Genomic DNA, 18,562 nt, shown 5'->3' with positions numbered 1-18,562 from the left:
CGTCACCGCGCCCCCGTGGCGCGGCCGAAGCCGCTGCGCAGCAGAGCCCTGAGTGTCGCGGCCGCGGCCGTCGACCGGTCACCGCGGTGCACCACGGAGATCGTCCGGCGGAAGGCGGAGGGGTCGAGGCGCCGCACGGCGAGTGGCGTCGGAGACATCGACGCGACCATCTCGGGCACCACCGCCACGCCTACACCCGCGCTGACCAGTGCGCACACCAGCGCGTAGCCGGGGGACTCGCACACCACGGCCGGCGTCGCCCCGGCGTCGGCCAGCGCGCGCTCCACCCCCTGTCGGGGTGGATGCGCGGGTGCGCTGCTGATCAGCGGACGGCCCGCCAGCTCGGTCACCGGGAGCCGGCCGCTGCCCTCGGACAGCGCCTGCCCCACGGCTGTGATCAGTACGAGCTCCTCGACCAGCAGAGGCTCGGCGTACACCCCGGAGGGCAGCGGATCGGCGACAGCCGGTTCGTACGCATGGGTCAGCGCCAGATCCACGTCGCCCGCGGCCACGGCTGCGACCCCGCCGGGCGGCTCGTAGTCCGTCACGGTGAGTTCCACGTCCGGGTGGGCGCGGCGGAACGCACTGAGCACCGGCGGCAGCAGATGAATACCGGCCGTGGTGAAGGTGCCGACCCGCAGCCGCCCTCCCGACAGCCCCGCGAGCCGGGCCAGCTCGTGCCGCGCCTGGTCCATCTCGTCCAGGACCCGTCGGGCACGCCCGGCCAGTAGCTCACCGGCAGCCGTCAGGCGGGCCCCGCGATGGTGGCGCACCAGCAGCGCGGCCCCGGACTCCCGCTCCAGTTTCGCGAGCTGCTGGGAGAGGGCGGGCGCGGTGTAGCCGAGCCTCGCGGCCGCCTTCGTGATCGAACCGGCCTCGGCGACCGCCACCAGTGCGGCCAGCCGCGTCGGATCGTACATAAAGCATTCCTTTTGGCAGACCCAGAAGATTGCAAGTACACGCTAAAGGGCCGGCCGGGTCAGGGTGTACCCATGGACGCACAACTTCTCGCCTTCGTCCCGGTCGCCGCGGGAATGGTCGCCCTGCCCGGCGCGGACTTCACCGTGGTCGTACGCAACGCCCTCGCCTCGCGCCGGTCAGGGATGGCTGCGGCGGTGGGTGTCGCCGGGGGGCTGCTCGTGCACACCGCGCTGGCCGTCGCCGGACTCGCGGCGGTGCTGGTGGCGGTGCCCGTCCTGTTCCGCACCGTGCAGCTGCTCGGTGGCGCCTATGTGCTCCACCTGGGGGTGAGCGCCCTGTACGCGGTCCGGCGGCGGGCGGTTGCGGGCGCCTCCGCACCGGATGAGGCGCCCGCAACCGAACGGGGGCCGGTACGGGCACTGCGCCAGGGCTTCCTGACCAACGCCCTGAACCCGAAGGCGCCTGTGCTCTTCCTCAGCCTGCTGCCCCAGTTCGTCCCCGAGGGGCAGCCGCCGCTTCCCAGAACCCTGCTGCTGGCGGCCGTGGTCGTGGTGCTGGCCCTCCTCTGGTTCCCGGCCGTGGCCCTGCTGGTGGACCGCCTCGGCCGTTGGCTGCGCCGGCCGCGTACCGCCCGCGCGATCGAGGGCGGCAGCGGCGCGGCGCTCACCGCGCTGGGGCTCGTGCTGGTGACCGGGCCCCTGCTGCACTGACTCGGCAGGACCGGCCTCCTGCGGGGCTGGCAGGGACGGCCGGCGGCGGTGTCAGCCGGGGGCAGCCGTCAGCGGACCCGCCCGTACCAGATGCTCTTCGACCAGATCCGTTCCAGCCGGACCACCGCCCCGGTCTTCGGCGAGTGCCAGATCTTGCCGCCGCCGGCGTAGATGCCCACGTGGTAGACGCTCCGGCCCGCGTGGAAGAAGACCAGGTCGCCGCGCCGCCGTTGCGACGAGGAGATGTGGCGGGTCTTGTTGTACTGCTGCTGGGCCGTGCGGGGGAGCTTCTTGCCCGCCTTCTTGAACGCGTAGAGCGTGAGGCCCGAACAGTCGAAGCGGTGGGGGCCGCTGGCGCCGTGCCTGTAGGGCGCTCCCTTCTTCGAGGCGGCGATGTCGAGCGCCCTCGTCGAGTGGGTAGCGGCCCCGGCCTCGTTGACGAGGCCGGGGGCGAGCATGGTGGTACCTACAGCGAATGTGAGAACCGAGGCCGTACCGACCCGGGCGAAAAGAGACGGGACATGAACCTGCGCAGTCATGCGCAACCCTTCGTCAGCCGCCTGTGAAGGATGACCTGTCGGGTTCGGGCTGGCGAAGTTGCCCGGCCGCACTTGGCGGCTTCACCCCGAGGGTCGAAGGGATATCCCGTCGACCCGTTGTGCTCGGGTCCTCCACTCCTGCCGATCCACTTCTGTCGACCAGGCATCCGGACAGCGGCAGGACTCGGCGTCCGCCCGGACCGCCCCGTCGCGGTGGCGGGGGCTTGTCGTCTCAGGGATCTTTACTCACGGGCTGCCGGATTTCCGCGGTGAAGGTTGTTTTGTGAGAGTCATCACGACTGATCCGTTCGGGTGGACGGGGCGGGACCGAAGCTGAGGCGACGCTGTGTGACCGGCCTCGTACCAGCAGCGGAACGGTGAATTCCACTCAGTGTCCGCGCGCACTGCGCAAGTTGAGCTGTCCCCCGTGAGGGGGATGGTCTACGCCGAACGGGTGAGTAAAATTGATCTGCGCATCGGGCGTGTCCGGCTTCGGGGGCATCGGTGCAGCCGTTGACGGAACTGTTCGAAGATCTGGCGGCTCGGGGCAGCCGAGGGTTCCGTAGCCCGGGTGTTCGACGGTGGCGGTGAGCGAGGCGCGTGCACCCCTCGGCGGGAGACGGGCCGGTGACCGTCCTTCCGCAATTCGAGGACGTCTACGGGCGTGCCAGCCCGTGGCGGTCGGCCCAGACGTTGATCGCCCCGGCCAGGTCCGCGGGGCGGTCCTCCGGGGAGTGGTGGCCGGCCGGCCCGTGGCGGGAGACCTCCAGACCCGCGATGTTCTCCTCGCACCAGGCGACTGCCCCCTGGTCGGTCATCGCGCCCGGACCGGGATCGAACGAGGCGAGCAGCTTGGGGACTTCGGGACTGGCGGCCAGCCAGGCGTCGTAGCGTTCGATGCGGGCCACGACGTCGGCGGGTTCGGAGTCCAGCGGCATCATGCGCGTCCACGCCAGGATCGGGCGGCGGCTGTGCGGGGTCGGGAAGGGGCGGCGGTAGACCTCGAGATCGGCCGGATCCAGTGGGGTGGCGAGCGTGCCCGGGAGCCCGTCGATGAACAGCGACTTCTCCAGGATCATCTCCTCGCCCACCCCCGGGGTGCGCAGAAGAGTAAACAACTCCCTTCCGGCCGACGGGAATTCGTCGCCGACCAGCGGTTTGATGATCGCCTCGGTGAAGGCGAGGCCACGCACGCTGTCCGGGAGGCGGGCTGCGCGGTCGAAGGCGAGCGCTCCGCCCCAGTCATGGCCGACGAGGACAGCCTCGGCAAGGCCGAGGGCGTCGAACCAGGCGTCGAGGTAGCGGGCGTGGTCGTCGAAGGAATAGGCGAGGTCGGGCTTGCCGGAGTCGCCCATGCCGATGAGGTCGGGGGCCAGGAGACGGCGGCCGGGCGCGGCCACGCCCGGCAGGACGTTCCGCCACAGGTGCGAGGAGGTGGGGTTGCCGTGGAGGAAGACGAACGGCAGGCCGTCGGGGTCGCCGGACTCGCGGTAGTGAAGGGCGGAATCGAGGACGGGAAGGGTGGGCATCGCGGTGTCACTTCGCTTTCTGTGCGGGAGATTCAGAGATTGAGGCTCTGGACGCGGTCGACGGCCATCTCGACGACGACCAGGTCCGGCGGGGCGGGCGAGGCCGTGCGGTAGCGGTCGGTGTAGCGGCGAACGGCCTCGGCCAGGCGGGCGGGGTCGTCGGTGACGGCGGCCCGGCCTTCGAGAGTGAGCCAGCGGAAGCCGTCCGCCTGGCAGAGCGCGACACGGGCCGCAGCGCCACCTGCCGCCACGTTCCGGGCCTTGCGGGCTCCCGCCCGGGTGGTCACCCGGACGAGACCGGCGGACGCGTCGAAGGTGAAGCGGACGGGCGTGGCGTGCGGTGTCCCGTCCGGGCGGAGGGTGGTCAGCGCGGCCGTGTGGGGCAGAGCGAGGAACGCCCTTGCGGCGGCCGGCAGTCCGGCAGTCGCCCGGCTCACCTCTTCTTCACGCCCTCGTTCCAGATCAGCTTGGCGATGTTCGGTCTCACGGCAGTGGTGATGACCCCCATGGCCGTACGGACGTACCGCCGCTCCTCCAGCTCGCGCAGCATGCTCGCGGCGAGGTCGGCACGAGCGGTGAAGACGCCGTCGGCGCTGGTCTCGGCGGTGTGGTAGCGGGTGACGGCGGGGTGCTCGAAGAGGCCCGAGGGGCGGACGAGCGTCCAGTCGAGGTCGGTACGACCGATCACGGCCTCCATGCGGCGCATGTCCTCGTGCAGGGTGCGGCCGAGGCGCCGGTTGACGAGCGGGTCGAGCACATGGTTGAAGAAGTGGGCGCCGGTGGGCCGCCAGTCGGGGTCGGCGATGCTGGAGCTCACGGTGAGCAGCCGTTCGACACCGTGCCGGGCCATGGCCCGGGTGAGGGCGGTGGCGCTTGCCGAGTACGTGGTGATGTTCTCTTTGGAGAAGCGTGCGCCCAGCGCGGAGAGGACGGCGTCCGTCCCGCCGATCACGGCGTCGACGGCCTCCGGGTCGGTGGCATCGGCGACTGCCACGGTGAGGCCCGGCCGTGCGGGGAGGGAACCCGGGCGGCGGGTCACGGCGACGACCTCGTGGCCGGCCGCGAGGGCTTGTTCGGTGAGGTGGCGCCCGGTCGGTCCGTTGGCGCCGAAGACTGCGATACGCATGGTGTGGGCCATCCCTTGGTGTGGCTTCCGGAACGCCCTTGACTGTGCCGACCGCGAAACGCAGGCTCAACGCTGATGAATAACGCCGCCCCCGCCTCCGTCCGCACCCGAGGCCGCCCCCGCGGCAACCCGCCCACCCGCGAGTCGATCGTCTCGGCGGCTCGTGAACTGTTCCTGGAACGCGGCTACCGGCTCACCACCCTGCGCGCGGTCGCCGGGGCCGCCGGCGTCGACCCGGCGCTGATCGCGTACCACTTCGGCTCGAAGAAGGGCCTGTTCGCGGACGTGATGCAGTTCCAGTGCGCCAACGCGCTTGCGGTGGACGATGTCCTCGGCGGCGATACGGCAACCCTCCCCGACCGTCTGATCGACGCCGTGACGGACCTGTGGGAGGACGCTGACTTCCGGCAGCTCACCATCCGGGGCGAGGAGGCGGCCGAGGTGATCCGCGAATACCTGGAACGCGAGCTGTTGGCCCGGCTTGTTGAATTTCTCGGCGGACGCGACGCGACCGCCCGCGCCACGGCTGTGGTGACGGTTCTGGGCGGCCTCATCTACACGCGCTACCTCAACCCCCTTCCCACCCCCGCCGCACTCACCCCGTCCGAGACCCGCCGCGTCCTCACGCCGGCACTGCGCGCCGCGCTGGCCCCGAGGTCGCGCACGGCGGCGGCCGGAACGGACCGTCGCGGCTCGCCTCCCGCCGGAGGAGACGCCATGAAACGGCGTCAGGACGACTTCACGGCAAGGGAGACGGCCTGAGGAGCGGTCAACCCTCCGAAGCGGGAGGCACGGTGACCCGCTCGGCGCGCCGCTCACCGTCCAGCACCCTCAACGCCCGTGCCAGCGTGCCCGCATGGATCTGGGACTCGCCCCGCTCATGCATCAGCGCGAGGGCGTCGCGCAGGGCGGTCGCCCGTGAGGCCAGCGCCTGGGCGGCCCGGAGCGCTGCGTAGGTGTCGCTGCCGCGGGCGGGGTTGATCCGGCCGACCTGGTCGAGCACCTCCAGGTAGCAGTCGATGAACTCTCCCTCGGCGCGGGTCAGCGCGGGGAGCGGCGGAAGCTGGGGAGAGAGCAACGGGGATCACCTCGCGGGGTGTGGCGGCCGGTGCGGTGTGCGGTTCTCCGTGATGTGGTCGACCAGCCCGTACGCCTTGGCGGCCGGGGCGTCGAGGATGGTGTCCCGCTCGAGGTCGGTGCCGATGTCCTGTGCGGAACGCCCCGTGTGGCGGGCCAGCATCGCGGTGAGCGACTCTCGCTCACGCATCAGCTCGCGCGCCTTGATCTCGAGGTCGGAGGGCTGGCCCTGCACCGGCTCGTCGAGAGCCGGCTGCTGAATGACTACCCGGGCGCCGGGCAGGGCATGTCGGCGGCCGGGTGCGCCGGCTGCGAGCAGAGCGGCGGCGTAGGAGCCCGCCTGGCCGAGGCAGAAGGTCTCCACCTCGCAGATCAGGTACTGCATGGTGTCGTAGACCGCAGCCATGGCGTTGAACGAGCCGCCGGGCGAGTTGATGTAGAGGGAGACCGGCCGGTCGGGCCCGGAGTACTCCAGGTACATGAACTGCGCGATGAGGTCGGTGGCCGCGGTGTCGTCGATGGGCGTGCCGAGAAAGACGATCCGCTCGGCGAGCAGCTTCGAGTACGGATCCAGAGTCCGGGTGCCGGTCGCGGTGCGTTCGGTGAACTCGGGCAGTACATGGCGGGCGGCAGGACGGTGCACGGCGTTGCCTCTTCCTTCGAGTCCGTAAAAAATGTACAGGACGTACAGAAGCTTCGATGGGAACTATGGCTCAGGGGTCCAGGGGGAAGCAACAGGGCCGAGGCTGTTTCGCTCTCGGCGAGGGACGAAACCTGATAACCCATCACATCGGGGGCCGAGGAGGCTCGCGTTCGTGCAACCTCGACGCCGACAGGGGGCTGTGGGCGACACGCTGAGCATTCCTGGAGGGCACCGCTGTCCGCCGTACGCCGGGTGAACCTGGGGGCGTAGGGACTCCACAGGAAAGGTCGGTTCCATGTCCGAGAGTGATGCCACCACCGTCTGTACGAAGTGCGGCGGCACCATCGCCGTCTCTCCGGCCCGCCACGACCAGGCCGCACGTGTCCGCCACGTCGACGCCCCTGGCCGGCCCGAGAAGTGCCCTGGCTGGAGGGTGCTCGACAGGCGCGCGGTCTGCGGGCCCGGCGCCGCGACAGGGCCGGCGTCGACTGCCTTCGGCCCGTCGGCAGAGCGAGGGGTGCACGTTGACGTGTACCCCTCGCCTGAGGGTGCGCTGCCGTTACCGGCTCGGCTTCCGGTCAATGTCCAGGAGCGGCGGCGCCCTGCTTCGAGTTCCCCAGGAGGGTGCCGCCTGTTCGATCCTCCATCGGGAAGAACTCGGCCCTCGCATCCGTTCTCCACCCGAGCAGTGGACAACAGGGGTTGCGGGACAGAAGGGTGAGGCAGTGTCAGTAGCGTTCAACGAGGAGACGCGGAAGCTTCTGGACGGGAGGAACTTCGCCACCGTCGCGACGCTGAACCGGGACGGAGGGCCGCAGACCTCGGTGGTCTGGATGGCGAGGGACGGAGACGCGGTGCTGTTCTCCACCACGGCCGGGCGGCAGAAGGCGCGAAACCTCACCCGGGACCCACGGGTCAGCCTCACCGTCTACGACATCGAGAACCCGTACCACTCGGTGGACATCCGTGGCACCGTCGAATTGATCGAGGACCGGGAAAAGTCACTTCCGCGCGAGCTCTCGCAGAAGTACCTCGGAGAGGACCCGCCCGCCGAGTCGGACGATGTCCTGCGGCTGATCGTCCGGGTGACTCCGCAGAGGATCTCCGGTTTCTCTGTCTGAGGCCGACAACTCCTGGACCGGAAGAACGTCGCTCGGGACGAGGCCCTCGCCGTCGACCTCGGGCGGAATGGATGCCGACAGGAGCTGGGCTTCTCCGCTGCCGCACGGACTCCGTGACGGTGAGATACGCGCCTTAAGCTGGGGACCATGGCCTACGAGATTCCGGTGACGCAAGCCCGAGCAGAGCTCGCCGAACTGATCAACCGCGTTGTCTACGGTGGTGAGCGAGTGGTCGTGACACGGCACGGCAAGCCGCTCGTGGCCCTGGTGTCGGCGGCTGACCTGCAGCGACTCGAGAGTGACGAGGTCGCGGCCGAGGCCGAGGAGCAGATCGTTCGTACGGTGTCCTCGATCGGCTCCATCACATCCGCTCCCGGCGAACGCCGCCGTTTCGGTATCGCCGCGGAGCACCGCGGCCACGACGACCGGGACGACTGACTCCGGGCACGACGACAAGAGCCGCGCACCCCCGTCCGCTACGGCGGGGGTGCGCGGCGGTTCCGGTGCGGAGTCGCTCAGCCCGCGAGGGCGGGTGCGGGGTCGCGCTCGGAGGATTCGATCTGGTCGGGGTTCCCCGGGCGGGCGCGGCCGCCGATCAGGACGGCGGTGAGGCCGAGCACCGCCCAGATCGCCAGGGTCGCCATGGCCCCGCCGGCCGCACTTCCGTCGAAGAACGCCACGGATCGCAGGAGTGATCCGCCCGCGCCCGGCGGCAGCCACTGGCCGATCATGCCGACCGGTTCGGGGAGCAGTTCGGGGGCGCTGGTGATCCCGGAGAACGGATTGCCCAGCAGCACCATCAGCAGCGCCCCCAGACCGATGCCCGGCGTGCCGATCAGGGCGGCGAGCCCCGCCACGGCCGCACCGATCGCCACCACGGTCAGTCCGATGGTGCCGGCCTCGGCCCACCAGTCGCCCGTGATCACGCCGAGCCAGCTGTGTGCCACGGCCGTGGCGGCGACACCCACCAGGACTGCCGCGCCGGTCAGCGTCACGGCGGCACGGGCGCCGCGCAGCTTCATGAGGGTCACCACCGCCCCGGAAGCGACTCCGGCCAGGGCCAACGGCAGGATGCTCGCGCCGAGCACGCTGCCCCGGGGATCGGCTCCGGGCGCGGCGACGACGTCGGTGACCGGTACCTCGCTGCCCGCAGGGGCCGCAGCGGTGACCGCTTCGCGCAGCAGCTGGGAGACGGCCGGGCTCGCCGCCGACGCGGTGAGCAGCTGCGGGCCCTTCTCCGTGGCCACGACGGCGCCGTATACGACCCGGTCCTCGATGGCGGCGCGGGCGGCGGGTGCGTCGTCGTAGCGGTGGATCTCGAACGCACCCTCGCGCCGCTCGAGCTGCTCCTGCAGCCGGTCGGCCGCCGGTGCGGTGCCCGCGATGCCCACGGGCAGGTCCCGAGGTGCCGTCCGGGCGGCGGGCCACGAGAAGGCCCAGAGCGCGAGCGTCACCACCAGAGGGACGAGCAGGATGACCGCCACCGCGCGGCGGTTCTGTCCGGGCATGACGAGTGCCTCGATTCAAAGAGAAGGATCGTTCGTTTTATGCTCATCCCACTGTCCTTCCGGCTCGGCACCTTGTCAAGAAGGAACGTTCGTTTTAGGTTGGGTCCATGGCCCGTGTATCCCAGGAACACCTCGACGCCCGCCGCCGGCAGATCCTCGACGGCGCCGCACGCGCCTTCGCCCGCGACGGCTTCCACGGCACCTCGATGCAGGACGTCCTGAAGGAGGTCGGGCTGTCGGCGGGGGCGGTCTACCGCTACTTCAGCGGCAAGGAGGACCTGATCGCGGCCATCGCGGGGGAGGCGGTCGGTGGAGTCCGTCAGGCCTTCGAGCGGGCCTCCCGGGACAGTCCGCCGCCCACTCCCGATGTCCTGATCGGCCGTGTGGTGCGCACGCTTTTCGGTGACGGGACGGACAGGGCGGGCGGGCTGGACCGCAGGGCCTACGCCGGGCTGATCGTCCAGGTGTGGTCCGAGACCCTGCGCAGTGAGCGGCTGGCGGACACCCTGGGTGAGGCCTATGCGGGTCTGCGTGTGGCCTGGGCGGAACTGGTCGGCGTGTACCGCGCGGCCGGAATGCTCACCGCCGAGGTGCCGGACGAGCACGTCGCCCGCACGCTGATCGCCGTCGCCCAGGGGTACATCGCCCAGCTGGCCATGTTCGGCGACGTCGGCCCGGAAGTCCTCGAAAGCGGCCTGCGCGGGCTGATGTCCATGGATCTGCAAAAGATCAGTTAACGCGCCGGAAAAACTTCCGCCCTAACGTGCAATACCTGGCCGCGCGATCCGCTTCATCGTTCAACAGAGTGTTGAACGGGGATAGGGTCCCGCTGCGCCCGGGCCGGTCCCGGGCGGAAGACGAAGAGGTGGAAGCGTGCAACTGACTCCGCACGAACAGGAACGCCTGCTCATCCATGTGGCGGCCGATGTCGCCGAGAAGCGCAGGGCGCGCGGGCTGCGGCTGAATCACCCCGAGGCGATCGCTCTGATCACCTCCCACCTCCTGGAGGGCGCGCGCGACGGCCGGACCGTCGCCGAACTGATGGCCTCCGGCAGGAAGGTGCTCACCCGCGAGGACGTCATGGACGGCATCCCCGAGATGATTCACGACGTCCAGGTCGAAGCCACCTTCCCGGACGGCACCAAGCTCGTCACCGTCCACGATCCGATCGTCTGACGGGGGAGCGGCCGGATGATTCCCGGAGAGATCCTGTACGCGGAAGGCACGGTGCGGCTCAACGAGGGGCGCCCCGTCACCCGCATCACCGTCCTCAACGCTGCCGACCGGCCCGTCCAGGTCGGCTCGCACTACCACTTCGCCGAGGCCAACCCCGGTCTGGACTTCGACCGCCGGGCAGCGCACGGGCTGCGGCTGAACATCGCAGCGGGTACCGCCGTGCGCTTCGAGCCCGGTGTCCCGGTCGACGTCGAACTCGTCCCGCTCGCAGGCCTGCGCACCGTCCCCGGGCTGCGCGGCGAAACCGGAGGTTCCCTCGATGCCTGAGCTCAGCCGCGCCGTGTACGCCGATCTGTTCGGGCCGACCACAGGCGACCATATCCGGCTCGCCGACACCGATCTCGTCGTCGAGATCGAGGAGGACCGCTCGGGCGGCCCCGGGAGGGCCGGTGACGAGGCGGTGTTCGGTGGCGGCAAGGTGATCCGCGAATCGATGGGCCAGGCGCGCACCACCCGCGCCGAGGGAGCACCCGACACGGTCATCACGGGCGCCGTCATCATCGACCACTGGGGCATCGTCAAAGCCGACATCGGTATCCGCGACGGCCGGATCACCGGCATCGGCAAGGCCGGCAACCCCGACACGATGGACGGCGTCCACCCTGATCTGGTCATCGGTCCCGAGACCGAAATCATCGCGGGCAACGGCAAGTTCATCACCGCGGGTGCCATCGACGCGCACGTCCACTTCATCTCCCCGACCCTCGTCGACCAGGCGCTCTCCTCCGGCATCACCACGCTCGTCGGTGGTGGCACGGGCCCGGCGGAAGGGACCAAGGCCACCACGATCACCCCGGGGCCCTGGCACCTCGCCCGGATGTTCGAGGCCCTGGAGGGCTATCCCGTCAACATCGGCCTGCTCGGCAAGGGCAACACGATGTCCCGCGAGGCCATGCACTCCCAGCTGCGCGCCGGAGCGCTGGGGTTCAAGATCCATGAGGACTGGGGCGCCACCCCCGCCGTCATCGACGCCTGTCTGAGCGTCTGCGAGGAGACAGGCGCGCAACTGGCCATCCACACGGACACGCTCAACGAGGCCGGATTCGTCGCCGACACCCTCGCCGCCATCGCCGGGCGCTCCATTCACGCGTACCACACCGAGGGCGCGGGCGGCGGGCACGCCCCCGACATCATCAGCGTGGTCTCGGAGCCGTACGTCCTGCCCAGCTCCACCAATCCGACCCGGCCGCACACCGTCAACACGATCGAGGAACACCTCGACATGCTGATGGTCTGTCATCACCTCAACCCCGCCGTGCCGGAGGACCTGGCCTTCGCCGAGTCCCGGATCCGGCCCTCGACCATCGCGGCCGAGGACATCCTCCACGACCTCGGCGCCATCTCGATCATCTCCTCCGACTCCCAGGCGATGGGACGGATCGGCGAGGTGATCCTGCGTACCTGGCAGACGGCCCACGTGATGAAGCGGCGACGCGGTTCCCTGGCGGGCGACGGGGCCGCCGACAACCACCGGGCTCGTCGCTATGTCGCCAAATACACGATCAACCCGGCAGTCGCCCAGGGCCTGGACCGGGAGATCGGCTCGGTCGAGACGGGGAAGCTCGCCGACCTCGTGCTGTGGGACCCGGCTTTCTTCGGCGTCAAGCCGCAGACCGTGATCAAGGGCGGTCAGATCGCGTACGCGCAGATGGGCGACGCCAACGCCTCGATCCCCACCCCGCAGCCCGTCATGCCCCGTCCGATGTTCGGCGCCGTGGGGCGTGCGCCCGCCGCCAACTCCTTCAACTTCGTGTCCACGGCCGCCATCGAGGACGGGCTGCCGGACCGGCTGGGGCTGGGCAAGGCATTCGTGCCCATCACCAGCACCCGCGGGGTCACCAAGGCGGACATGCGGGAGAACGACGCCATGCCACGGGTCCAGGTCGACCCCGACAGCTTTGCGGTCACCATCGACGGGGAGCAGGTCGAACCTGCTCCGGCAGCCGAACTCCCCATGGCCCAGCGCTACTTCCTCTTCTGAGGGCGGGTCAGGCCTCCATGACGACACGCGCCGCACTGCTCGTCCTCGCCGACGGCCGGTTCCCCGCCGGCGGCCACGCCCACTCGGGTGGCGCCGAACCGGCCGTCAAGGCAGGACACATCCGCAACGCCCAGGACCTGGCGGGCTTCTGCCTGGGCCGGCTCCACACCACGGGACTGACCTCGGCCGCACTCGCCGCGGCGGCGGCCCACGGCCTCGACCCGCTCGCGCTCGACGAGGCCGCCGACGCCCGGACGCCCTCGCCCGCGCTGCGGGCCGTCGCACGCAAGCTCGGCCGCCAGCTGATGCGGGCCGCGCGGGCAACCTGGCCCAGCACCGAACTGGCCGCGCTCGCAGCGGCCCGGCCGCGGGGCGCCCACCAGCCCGTCGTCCTCGGCCTCACCGCACGCGCGGCGGGCCTGGGGCCCGAGGACGCCGCACACTGCGTCCTTTACGAAGCAGTCAGCGGCCCGGCCACCGCGGTCGTCCGGCTGCTCTCCCTGGACCCCTTCGAGGCCACCGCCGTCCTCGCCCGCCTCGCGCCCGAACTCGACCTGGTCGCCGAACAGGCCGCCGCAGCCGCACTGGAGGGCATCGACGCACTGCCCGCCGCCTCCGCGCCGCTGCTCGACATCACCGCCGAAGCACACGCGGCCTGGCCGGTCCGGCTGTTCGCGTCCTGAGAACTCCACACCTGCCACCAGGAGTCACCCCCATGCACCTCGACCACACCCACAGCGGCCCCGCAGCCGTCAGCGCCGACGCCGCACGCCCCGACGGCACCCGGCGCGCCCTGCGCATCGGCCTCGGCGGACCCGTCGGTTCCGGGAAGACCGCGACGGTTGCCGCCCTGTGCCGCGCCCTGCGCGACCGGCTGTCGATCGCCGTCGTCACCAATGACATCTACACCCGCGAGGACGCGGCCTTCCTCCTGCGCAACGCCGTGCTGGCGCCCGAGCGCATCCAGGCCGTCGAGACCGGCGCCTGCCCGCACACCGCCATCCGCGACGACATCTCCGCCAACCTCGAAGCCGTCGAGGACCTGGAGGACTCCGTGGGACCGCTCGACCTGATCCTCGTCGAATCCGGCGGCGACAACCTCACCGCGACCTTCTCCAAGGGACTCGTCGACGCCCAGGTCTTCGTGATCGACGTGGCGGGGGGAGACGACATCCCGCGCAAGGGGGGCCCGGGAGTCACCACCGCCGACCTCCTCGTCATCAACAAGACGGATCTCGCCCCGTACGTCGGCTCCGACCTGGGCCGGATGGCCCGCGACGCCGCCGAGCAGCGCGGTGAACTCCCCGTCGTGTTCACCTCCCTGACCTCCGCCGAGGGCGTGGCGCCCGTCGCGGACTGGGTGCGGGCGCAGCTCGCGGCCTGGACCGCATGAGCATCGACGCCACCGCTCGCATCACCGCGGTCCCCGACGGGCGAGGTTCCACCGCGCTCCCCGTGCTGGAGAGCGCGGGACCGTTGGCCCTGCGCCGCACCAGATCACCGGAGCCCGGACGCGCCCGCGTCACCGTGGTCGGAGCGATGAGCGCGCCGCTGGGCGGCGACCGCCTCGCCATCGAGGTGCGGGCCGAGGACGGCGCACGGCTGGCGGTGGACTCCGCCGCGGCCACCGTGGCGCTCCCCGGCGCCCGTCCGGACGCGGGCCGCGCCTCGTACGACCTGCGGCTGAGCGTGGGGGAGGGCGCGGAACTCCGCTGGCTTCCCGAGCAGCTCATCTCCGCGTACGGCAGCGAGCTCGACCAGAGCACCCGGGTCGAACTCGCCGCCTCCGCACGTCTGGTGCTGCGCGAGGAACAGATCCTGGGACGGCACGGCGAGGTCACCGGCAGCCTCACCACCCGTCTGACGGTCCGCCGGGCCGGCCGCCCCTTGCTCGACCAACAGCTGGGGTACGGGCCCGGGGCGCCCGGCGGATGGGACGGCGCTGCGGTCCTGGGCGGTCACCGGGCGGTAGGTCAACTACTCGTCGTCCACCCGGCTTTCGAGGAGGACCTGCCTGAACCCCGGCTTCTGGGACCCACCGCCGCGCTCGCCCCGCTGGCCGGTCCCGCCGTCCTGGTGACAGCGCTCGCAGCCGACGCCCGGCTGCTGCGCGGCGTCTTGGACGAGGCGCTCGCCGGGCTGTTGGACGGACTCAAGGACTGCCACGGGGCCTGAGTCCGCTCAGCGGGACGCGGTCACCGGTTATTGGTTCGGTAAAGAAACATGCGTTCGCCCTGTTCTCAGTAGCCCCACAGACGAAAGGATCCGCTGGACGTACGAACACCTGCGCCACCAGCGGGCGCAACACACAGGGGGAGGTTCCACTTGAGACGCACAGCAGTGCTCGGCTCGGCCGGCACTCTGATCGCGGGCACGCTCGTAGCGGGGGCGATAGCCGCACCGGCAGCCAGTGCCGACGGCCGTCACCACGGCGGTTCCGAGGCGCGCGGCGTCCAGGTCGCCGCGGCCCGAGCGGCGAAGGCCGGCATCGACTGGACGGACTGTCCGGCCGACTGGGCGATCGTCACACCCATCCAGTGCGGATGGGTGACCGTGCCGCTCGACTACGCCAAGCCGAACGGCAAGCAGATCAAGCTCGCCGTCGACCGGCACGTCAGCACGGGCACGAAGGAGGAGCGCCAGGGCGCGCTCCTCTACAACCCCGGTGGCCCCGGCGGCTCCGGTATGGCGTTCCCGAGGCGCATCGTCACCAAGAACCCGCTCTGGGTGAACGTGGCGAAGGCATACGACTTCGTCGGCTTCGACCCACGCGGTGTCGGCCACTCGGCGCCGATCTCCTGCATCGACCCGCAGGAGTTCGTGAAGGCCCCGAAGGCGGACCCCGTACCCGACAGCGAGGCCGACAAGCGCGCGCAGCGCAAGCTCGCCGCCGAGTACGCGGCCGGCTGCGCCGAACGCAGCGGCGACATGCTGCCGCACATGACCACGCCCAACACCGCACGCGACCTGGATGTCATCCGTGCCGCGCTCGGCGAGAAGAAGCTCAACTTCCTGGGCGTCTCCTACGGCACCTACCTGGGTGCGGTCTACGGCACGCTCTTCCCGGACCACGTGCGCCGCATGATCGTCGACAGCGTGGTCGATCCTTCGAAGGACAACATCTGGTACGAGGCCAACCTCGGCCAGGACGTCGCCTTCCAGGTGCGCTGGCAGGACTGGAAGACGTGGGTCGCCAAGAACGACTCCGTCTACCACATCGGTGACACGCCCGAGAAGGTCGAGCAGGCGTGGCTGAAGCTGCGCGCCGCGGCCAAGAAGGACCCGATCGGCGGCGTCGTCGGCCCCGCCGAACTCATCGGGTTCTTCCAGGGTGCGCCGTACTACGACTCCGCCTGGGCACCCACCGCCCAGATCTGGAGCGACTACCTGGGCGGCGACACCCAGGCGCTGATCGACGCCGCTGCCCCCGACCTGTCGGACACCAAGGGCAACGCCTCCTCGGAGAACGGCAACGCTGTGTACACGGCGGTCGAGTGCGCGGACGCCAAGTGGCCCACCAACTGGTCGAAGTGGGACCGCGACAACACCAGGCTGCACAAGGACAACCCGTTCATGACCTGGGCGAACGCCTGGATGAACCTGCCCTGTGCGACCTGGTCGACGAAGCAGCAGACCCCGCTGGACGTCAGGACCGGCAAGGGCCTGCCGCCCGTGCTGATCGTGCAGTCCACGCGCGACGCCGCCACTCCGTACGGGGGCGCCGTCGAACTGCACAAGCGCTTCAAGGGCTCCCGCCTCATCACCGAGAAGGACGCCGGCTCCCACGGCGTCACCGGTCTGGCCAACCCCTGCATCAACGAGCGGGTGGACACCTACCTGCTCACCGGGAAGACCGACCCGCGTGATGTGACGTGCACCCCGCACGCCACACCGAAGCCGTGAGCGTCGATCTGAAGTGAGCGGGCGGGCGGCCGGAGATCCAACCGGCCGCCCGCTGCGCCGACCGGGCTCATGCCCTGCGGTCGTACCGTTCCAGCCAGGCGTCCTCCGCCGCGTAGTCGAAGAGGGCCTCGCCGTAGTTCCGCGCCATCTTCGGGAAGGCCTTCGTCCACTCCTGTCCGTGCAGTTCGGACGCGAGCCACTCGACGGTCCCCGGAAGTGATTGCGCATAGTCCGTCACGGGCACGTAGCCGAGCTCGCGCCGGGCGAGCGCCATGTCGTAGACGATGGGATGAGCGCTGGTCCACGGCGTCTCGCCGACGTGACCCTCGGGAGGGGCACCCGCCACCAGGACCGTTTCGGTCCTCCGGCCCAGCACGTCGTCGATGGCCGCGCCGATCTCGGAGACGGTCGGCGCCTGCGGATCCCCTGCGTTGAGCACCCGCGAAGCCGGCCGCAGAGCGGCGAGACGTATCAGCTCGGCGAGGTTGGACACATGGACCGGATGGAAGCGGGACCTCCCGTCGTACGCGAGCACCCGCCGCCCGCGTCCGTCGAGCAGACGCTTGACGAAGTACAGCTCGCGCGGCGTGCGGCAGTACTCCCCGTGTATCGCGCCCGCCCGCAGCAGCGTCACCGGGAGTTCGCCGCCGGCCGCGAGCAGCTCCTGCTCCAGCTGCATCTTCCGCGTCGCGTACGTCGCGTCGCCCGGGGCCACCGTGCGCTGTGTCTCAGGGATCGGCAGCGGATAGTGAGGAGTGCCGTCGGGCTCGCCCTGGGTGTCGAAGCCGCGTCCCCTGCCGTCCTCGTAGACGGCACCGCTGGAGATGACGACGGCCGAACCGACACGGCCGGTGAGCCCGGCCAACTGCCGGGCGTGGGCGCCGTCGAACGCCACCATGTCGACCAGGACGTCGCAGCCGTCGCCGAGCGCGGCGGCCAGCGCCCCCTCGTCCTCACGGTCGAGCGACACACTGCCGACGGCCGACCCCCACGCACCGTCCCGGCCGCCCCCGCGCGACCCCGCCGTCACGTCCCAGCCGTCCTCCGCCAGGGCCCGCACGGCGGCCCGGCCGACCTGCCCCGTGGCGCCCAGCACGAACGCTCGTCCTCTGCTCATACGGGAGACGCTACGGGGCGCCACGACGCCGGACCAGGGAGATCTGCCAGGAGCAGACTCCACGCTCAGCGTTGCCGCCGAGGGAACTTTCTGGACGGCTCCGCCTGCGCGGCCTTCACCTTGACCGCGTACTCGTCGACGTACTCCTGCCCGGAGAGGCCGAGGATGGCGTACATGATCTCGTCGGTGACCGCGCGGATCGCCGCCTTCTGGTCCTCGAGCCCGGCGTAGCGGGAGAAGTCCAGGGGCTCGCCGAAGCGGATGGTGACCCGCTTGATCCGCGGCACGACCTTCCCGGGCGGCTGGATCTCGAACGTACCGACCATCGCGCACGGGACGACCGGGACGCCTGCCCTGATCGCCATCACGGCGACCCCGACCTTGCCCTTGTACAGGCGCCCGTCGTGCGAGCGGGTGCCCTCCGGGTAGATCCCCAGCAGTTCACCCTTGCTCAGCACCCCCAGCCCTTCGCGGATCGCCGCCTGACCGGCCTCCTTGCCCGACCGGTCCACCGGAATCTGCCCGATGCTGTGGAAGAACGCCGCGGTGAGCTTGCCCTTGATGCCGGGGCCGGTGAAGTACTCCGCCTTCGCGAGGAACGTGATGCGCCGTTTGATGATCGCGGGCATCAGGAAATGGTCGGAGAACGACAGGTGATTGCCCGCGACGATGGCCGCGCCCTCGGCAGGAATGTGCTCCAGTCCTTCGATACGGGGCCGGAACCCCAGCCGGAGCAGTGGTCCGAGCACGACATATTTCAGGACGTAATAGAACAAGGTCTCTCCCACTCTGGTTCGGGCTGGTGACCGTGTTCAGCCAGGTCACAGGACACAACCTCGCACATCGCCGATCGGCGTGTGTGATCGCCTGCGGCCGGGCCCCACCGGTCATGCGGGACACCCATCGGTTGCCCTGTGAGACAGGGACGTAACTCAGGTGTCGCGGGTGGCCACCATTCCCAGGGTGGCCAGCCCCAGGACCACCCAGCCGAACCAGAGCCAGCCGTTGCTCCCCAGCGCCACCGTGTACGCCGTCACCGCGACCAGCGCCCCGACGGTAAGCACTCCCATGATCTTCGTGGATCCGGACATGAGCGCACTCTCCTCATCGGCCGCACGGCCGTTGAGGCCATGGTCACCCCACAGGCGTGC

The 18,562-nt window shown here is 70.6% G+C and carries 23 protein-coding genes and 1 riboswitch; of the genes, 12 read left to right on the top strand and 11 right to left on the bottom strand.

What is annotated here, in order from left to right:
- Positions 1-2 precede the first annotated feature (2 nt).
- Complete coding sequence (locus tag OG844_RS04945) at positions 3-920, bottom strand: LysR family transcriptional regulator (RefSeq protein WP_406388348.1); 918 nt, start codon at positions 918-920, stop codon at positions 3-5.
- Positions 921-992: 72 nt separating this feature from the next.
- Here OG844_RS04945 and OG844_RS04940 point away from each other — a divergent pair, with 72 nt between their 5' ends.
- Positions 993-1,631, top strand: a complete 639-nt coding sequence (locus OG844_RS04940) for a LysE family translocator (protein WP_406388346.1) — start codon at positions 993-995, stop codon at positions 1,629-1,631.
- 68 nt (positions 1,632-1,699) lie between these two features.
- On the opposite strand, the gene OG844_RS04935 is transcribed toward OG844_RS04940, so the two are convergent.
- The 4 genes from OG844_RS04935 to OG844_RS04920 form a co-directional block, all read right to left on the bottom strand.
- Complete coding sequence (locus OG844_RS04935; protein WP_406388345.1) at positions 1,700-2,170, bottom strand: C40 family peptidase; 471 nt, start codon at positions 2,168-2,170, stop codon at positions 1,700-1,702.
- 2 nt (positions 2,171-2,172) lie between these two features.
- Positions 2,173-2,346: riboswitch (cyclic di-AMP (ydaO/yuaA leader) on the bottom strand.
- A 480-nt stretch (positions 2,347-2,826) separates the two neighbouring features.
- Complete coding sequence (locus tag OG844_RS04930; protein ID WP_406388343.1) at positions 2,827-3,699, bottom strand: haloalkane dehalogenase; 873 nt, start codon at positions 3,697-3,699, stop codon at positions 2,827-2,829.
- Between the two features lie 32 nt (positions 3,700-3,731).
- Positions 3,732-4,136 carry a pyridoxamine 5'-phosphate oxidase family protein gene (locus OG844_RS04925; protein ID WP_406388342.1) on the bottom strand — a complete coding sequence of 135 codons (405 nt, stop codon included), beginning with the start codon at positions 4,134-4,136 and terminating at the stop codon, positions 3,732-3,734.
- Positions 4,133-4,825 (bottom strand): NAD(P)-dependent oxidoreductase, encoded by a 693-nt coding sequence (locus OG844_RS04920; protein WP_406388340.1) that lies wholly within the window; start codon positions 4,823-4,825, stop codon positions 4,133-4,135. The genes OG844_RS04925 and OG844_RS04920 overlap by 4 nt, the downstream gene beginning before the upstream one ends.
- Positions 4,826-4,900: 75 nt before the next feature.
- On the opposite strand from OG844_RS04920, the gene OG844_RS04915 reads away from it, so the two are divergent.
- Positions 4,901-5,587, top strand: a complete 687-nt coding sequence (locus OG844_RS04915) for a TetR/AcrR family transcriptional regulator (protein ID WP_406388338.1) — start codon at positions 4,901-4,903, stop codon at positions 5,585-5,587.
- 7 nt (positions 5,588-5,594) lie between these two features.
- On the opposite strand, the gene OG844_RS04910 is transcribed toward OG844_RS04915, so the two are convergent.
- Positions 5,595-5,903, bottom strand: a complete 309-nt coding sequence (locus tag OG844_RS04910) for a hypothetical protein (RefSeq protein WP_406388337.1) — start codon at positions 5,901-5,903, stop codon at positions 5,595-5,597.
- A gap of 6 nt (positions 5,904-5,909) precedes the next feature.
- Complete coding sequence (locus tag OG844_RS04905) at positions 5,910-6,545, bottom strand: ATP-dependent Clp protease proteolytic subunit (protein WP_406388336.1); 636 nt, start codon at positions 6,543-6,545, stop codon at positions 5,910-5,912.
- A gap of 725 nt (positions 6,546-7,270) precedes the next feature.
- On the opposite strand from OG844_RS04905, the gene OG844_RS04900 reads away from it, so the two are divergent.
- Both OG844_RS04900 and OG844_RS04895 read left to right on the top strand, forming a co-directional pair.
- Positions 7,271-7,666 carry a PPOX class F420-dependent oxidoreductase gene (locus OG844_RS04900; protein WP_406388335.1) on the top strand — a complete coding sequence of 132 codons (396 nt, stop codon included), beginning with the start codon at positions 7,271-7,273 and terminating at the stop codon, positions 7,664-7,666.
- 147 nt (positions 7,667-7,813) lie between these two features.
- Complete coding sequence (locus OG844_RS04895) at positions 7,814-8,104, top strand: type II toxin-antitoxin system Phd/YefM family antitoxin (RefSeq protein WP_406388334.1); 291 nt, start codon at positions 7,814-7,816, stop codon at positions 8,102-8,104.
- A 77-nt stretch (positions 8,105-8,181) separates the two neighbouring features.
- Here OG844_RS04895 and OG844_RS04890 read toward each other — a convergent pair whose 3' ends face one another.
- Complete coding sequence (locus OG844_RS04890; protein ID WP_406388333.1) at positions 8,182-9,174, bottom strand: ABC transporter permease; 993 nt, start codon at positions 9,172-9,174, stop codon at positions 8,182-8,184.
- Between the two features lie 107 nt (positions 9,175-9,281).
- On the opposite strand from OG844_RS04890, the gene OG844_RS04885 reads away from it, so the two are divergent.
- The 8 genes from OG844_RS04885 (at position 9,282) to OG844_RS04850 (ending at position 16,294) form a co-directional block, all read left to right on the top strand.
- Positions 9,282-9,911, top strand: coding sequence for a TetR/AcrR family transcriptional regulator (locus OG844_RS04885; RefSeq protein WP_406388331.1), 630 nt, complete (start codon positions 9,282-9,284; stop codon positions 9,909-9,911).
- A 136-nt stretch (positions 9,912-10,047) separates the two neighbouring features.
- Positions 10,048-10,350 carry an urease subunit gamma gene (locus tag OG844_RS04880; RefSeq protein ID WP_329213448.1) on the top strand — a complete coding sequence of 101 codons (303 nt, stop codon included), beginning with the start codon at positions 10,048-10,050 and terminating at the stop codon, positions 10,348-10,350.
- A 15-nt stretch (positions 10,351-10,365) separates the two neighbouring features.
- A complete protein-coding gene (locus tag OG844_RS04875; protein WP_351178849.1) occupies positions 10,366-10,677 on the top strand; it encodes an urease subunit beta in 312 nt (103 codons plus the stop codon).
- On the top strand, positions 10,670-12,391 hold the full coding sequence (locus tag OG844_RS04870; RefSeq protein ID WP_406388329.1) for an urease subunit alpha: 1,722 nt from the start codon (positions 10,670-10,672) through the stop codon (positions 12,389-12,391). The genes OG844_RS04875 and OG844_RS04870 overlap by 8 nt, the downstream gene beginning before the upstream one ends.
- 17 nt (positions 12,392-12,408) lie before the next feature.
- Positions 12,409-13,074, top strand: coding sequence for an urease accessory protein UreF (locus OG844_RS04865; protein ID WP_406388328.1), 666 nt, complete (start codon positions 12,409-12,411; stop codon positions 13,072-13,074).
- Between the two features lie 32 nt (positions 13,075-13,106).
- Entirely contained in the window at positions 13,107-13,784 is a 678-nt protein-coding gene (ureG, locus tag OG844_RS04860; protein ID WP_406388326.1) for an urease accessory protein UreG, read from the top strand.
- Positions 13,781-14,566, top strand: coding sequence for an urease accessory protein UreD (locus OG844_RS04855; RefSeq protein ID WP_406388325.1), 786 nt, complete (start codon positions 13,781-13,783; stop codon positions 14,564-14,566). The genes ureG and OG844_RS04855 overlap by 4 nt, the downstream gene beginning before the upstream one ends.
- Positions 14,567-14,716: 150 nt before the next feature.
- Entirely contained in the window at positions 14,717-16,294 is a 1,578-nt protein-coding gene (locus OG844_RS04850) for an alpha/beta hydrolase (protein WP_406388324.1), read from the top strand.
- Between the two features lie 67 nt (positions 16,295-16,361).
- Here OG844_RS04850 and OG844_RS04845 read toward each other — a convergent pair whose 3' ends face one another.
- From OG844_RS04845 to OG844_RS04835, 3 genes are all read right to left on the bottom strand, one after another.
- Entirely contained in the window at positions 16,362-17,390 is a 1,029-nt protein-coding gene (locus tag OG844_RS04845; RefSeq protein WP_406396006.1) for an NAD-dependent epimerase/dehydratase family protein, read from the bottom strand.
- Between the two features lie 86 nt (positions 17,391-17,476).
- Positions 17,477-18,187, bottom strand: coding sequence for a lysophospholipid acyltransferase family protein (locus OG844_RS04840; protein WP_406388322.1), 711 nt, complete (start codon positions 18,185-18,187; stop codon positions 17,477-17,479).
- A gap of 156 nt (positions 18,188-18,343) precedes the next feature.
- Positions 18,344-18,502, bottom strand: a complete 159-nt coding sequence (locus OG844_RS04835) for a hypothetical protein (protein WP_351178871.1) — start codon at positions 18,500-18,502, stop codon at positions 18,344-18,346.
- Between the last annotated feature and the right edge of the window lie 60 nt (positions 18,503-18,562).

It is taken from the genome of Streptomyces sp. NBC_00887 (genome assembly GCF_045207585.1).
This window is presented reverse-complemented; position numbering and strand designations above follow the sequence as displayed.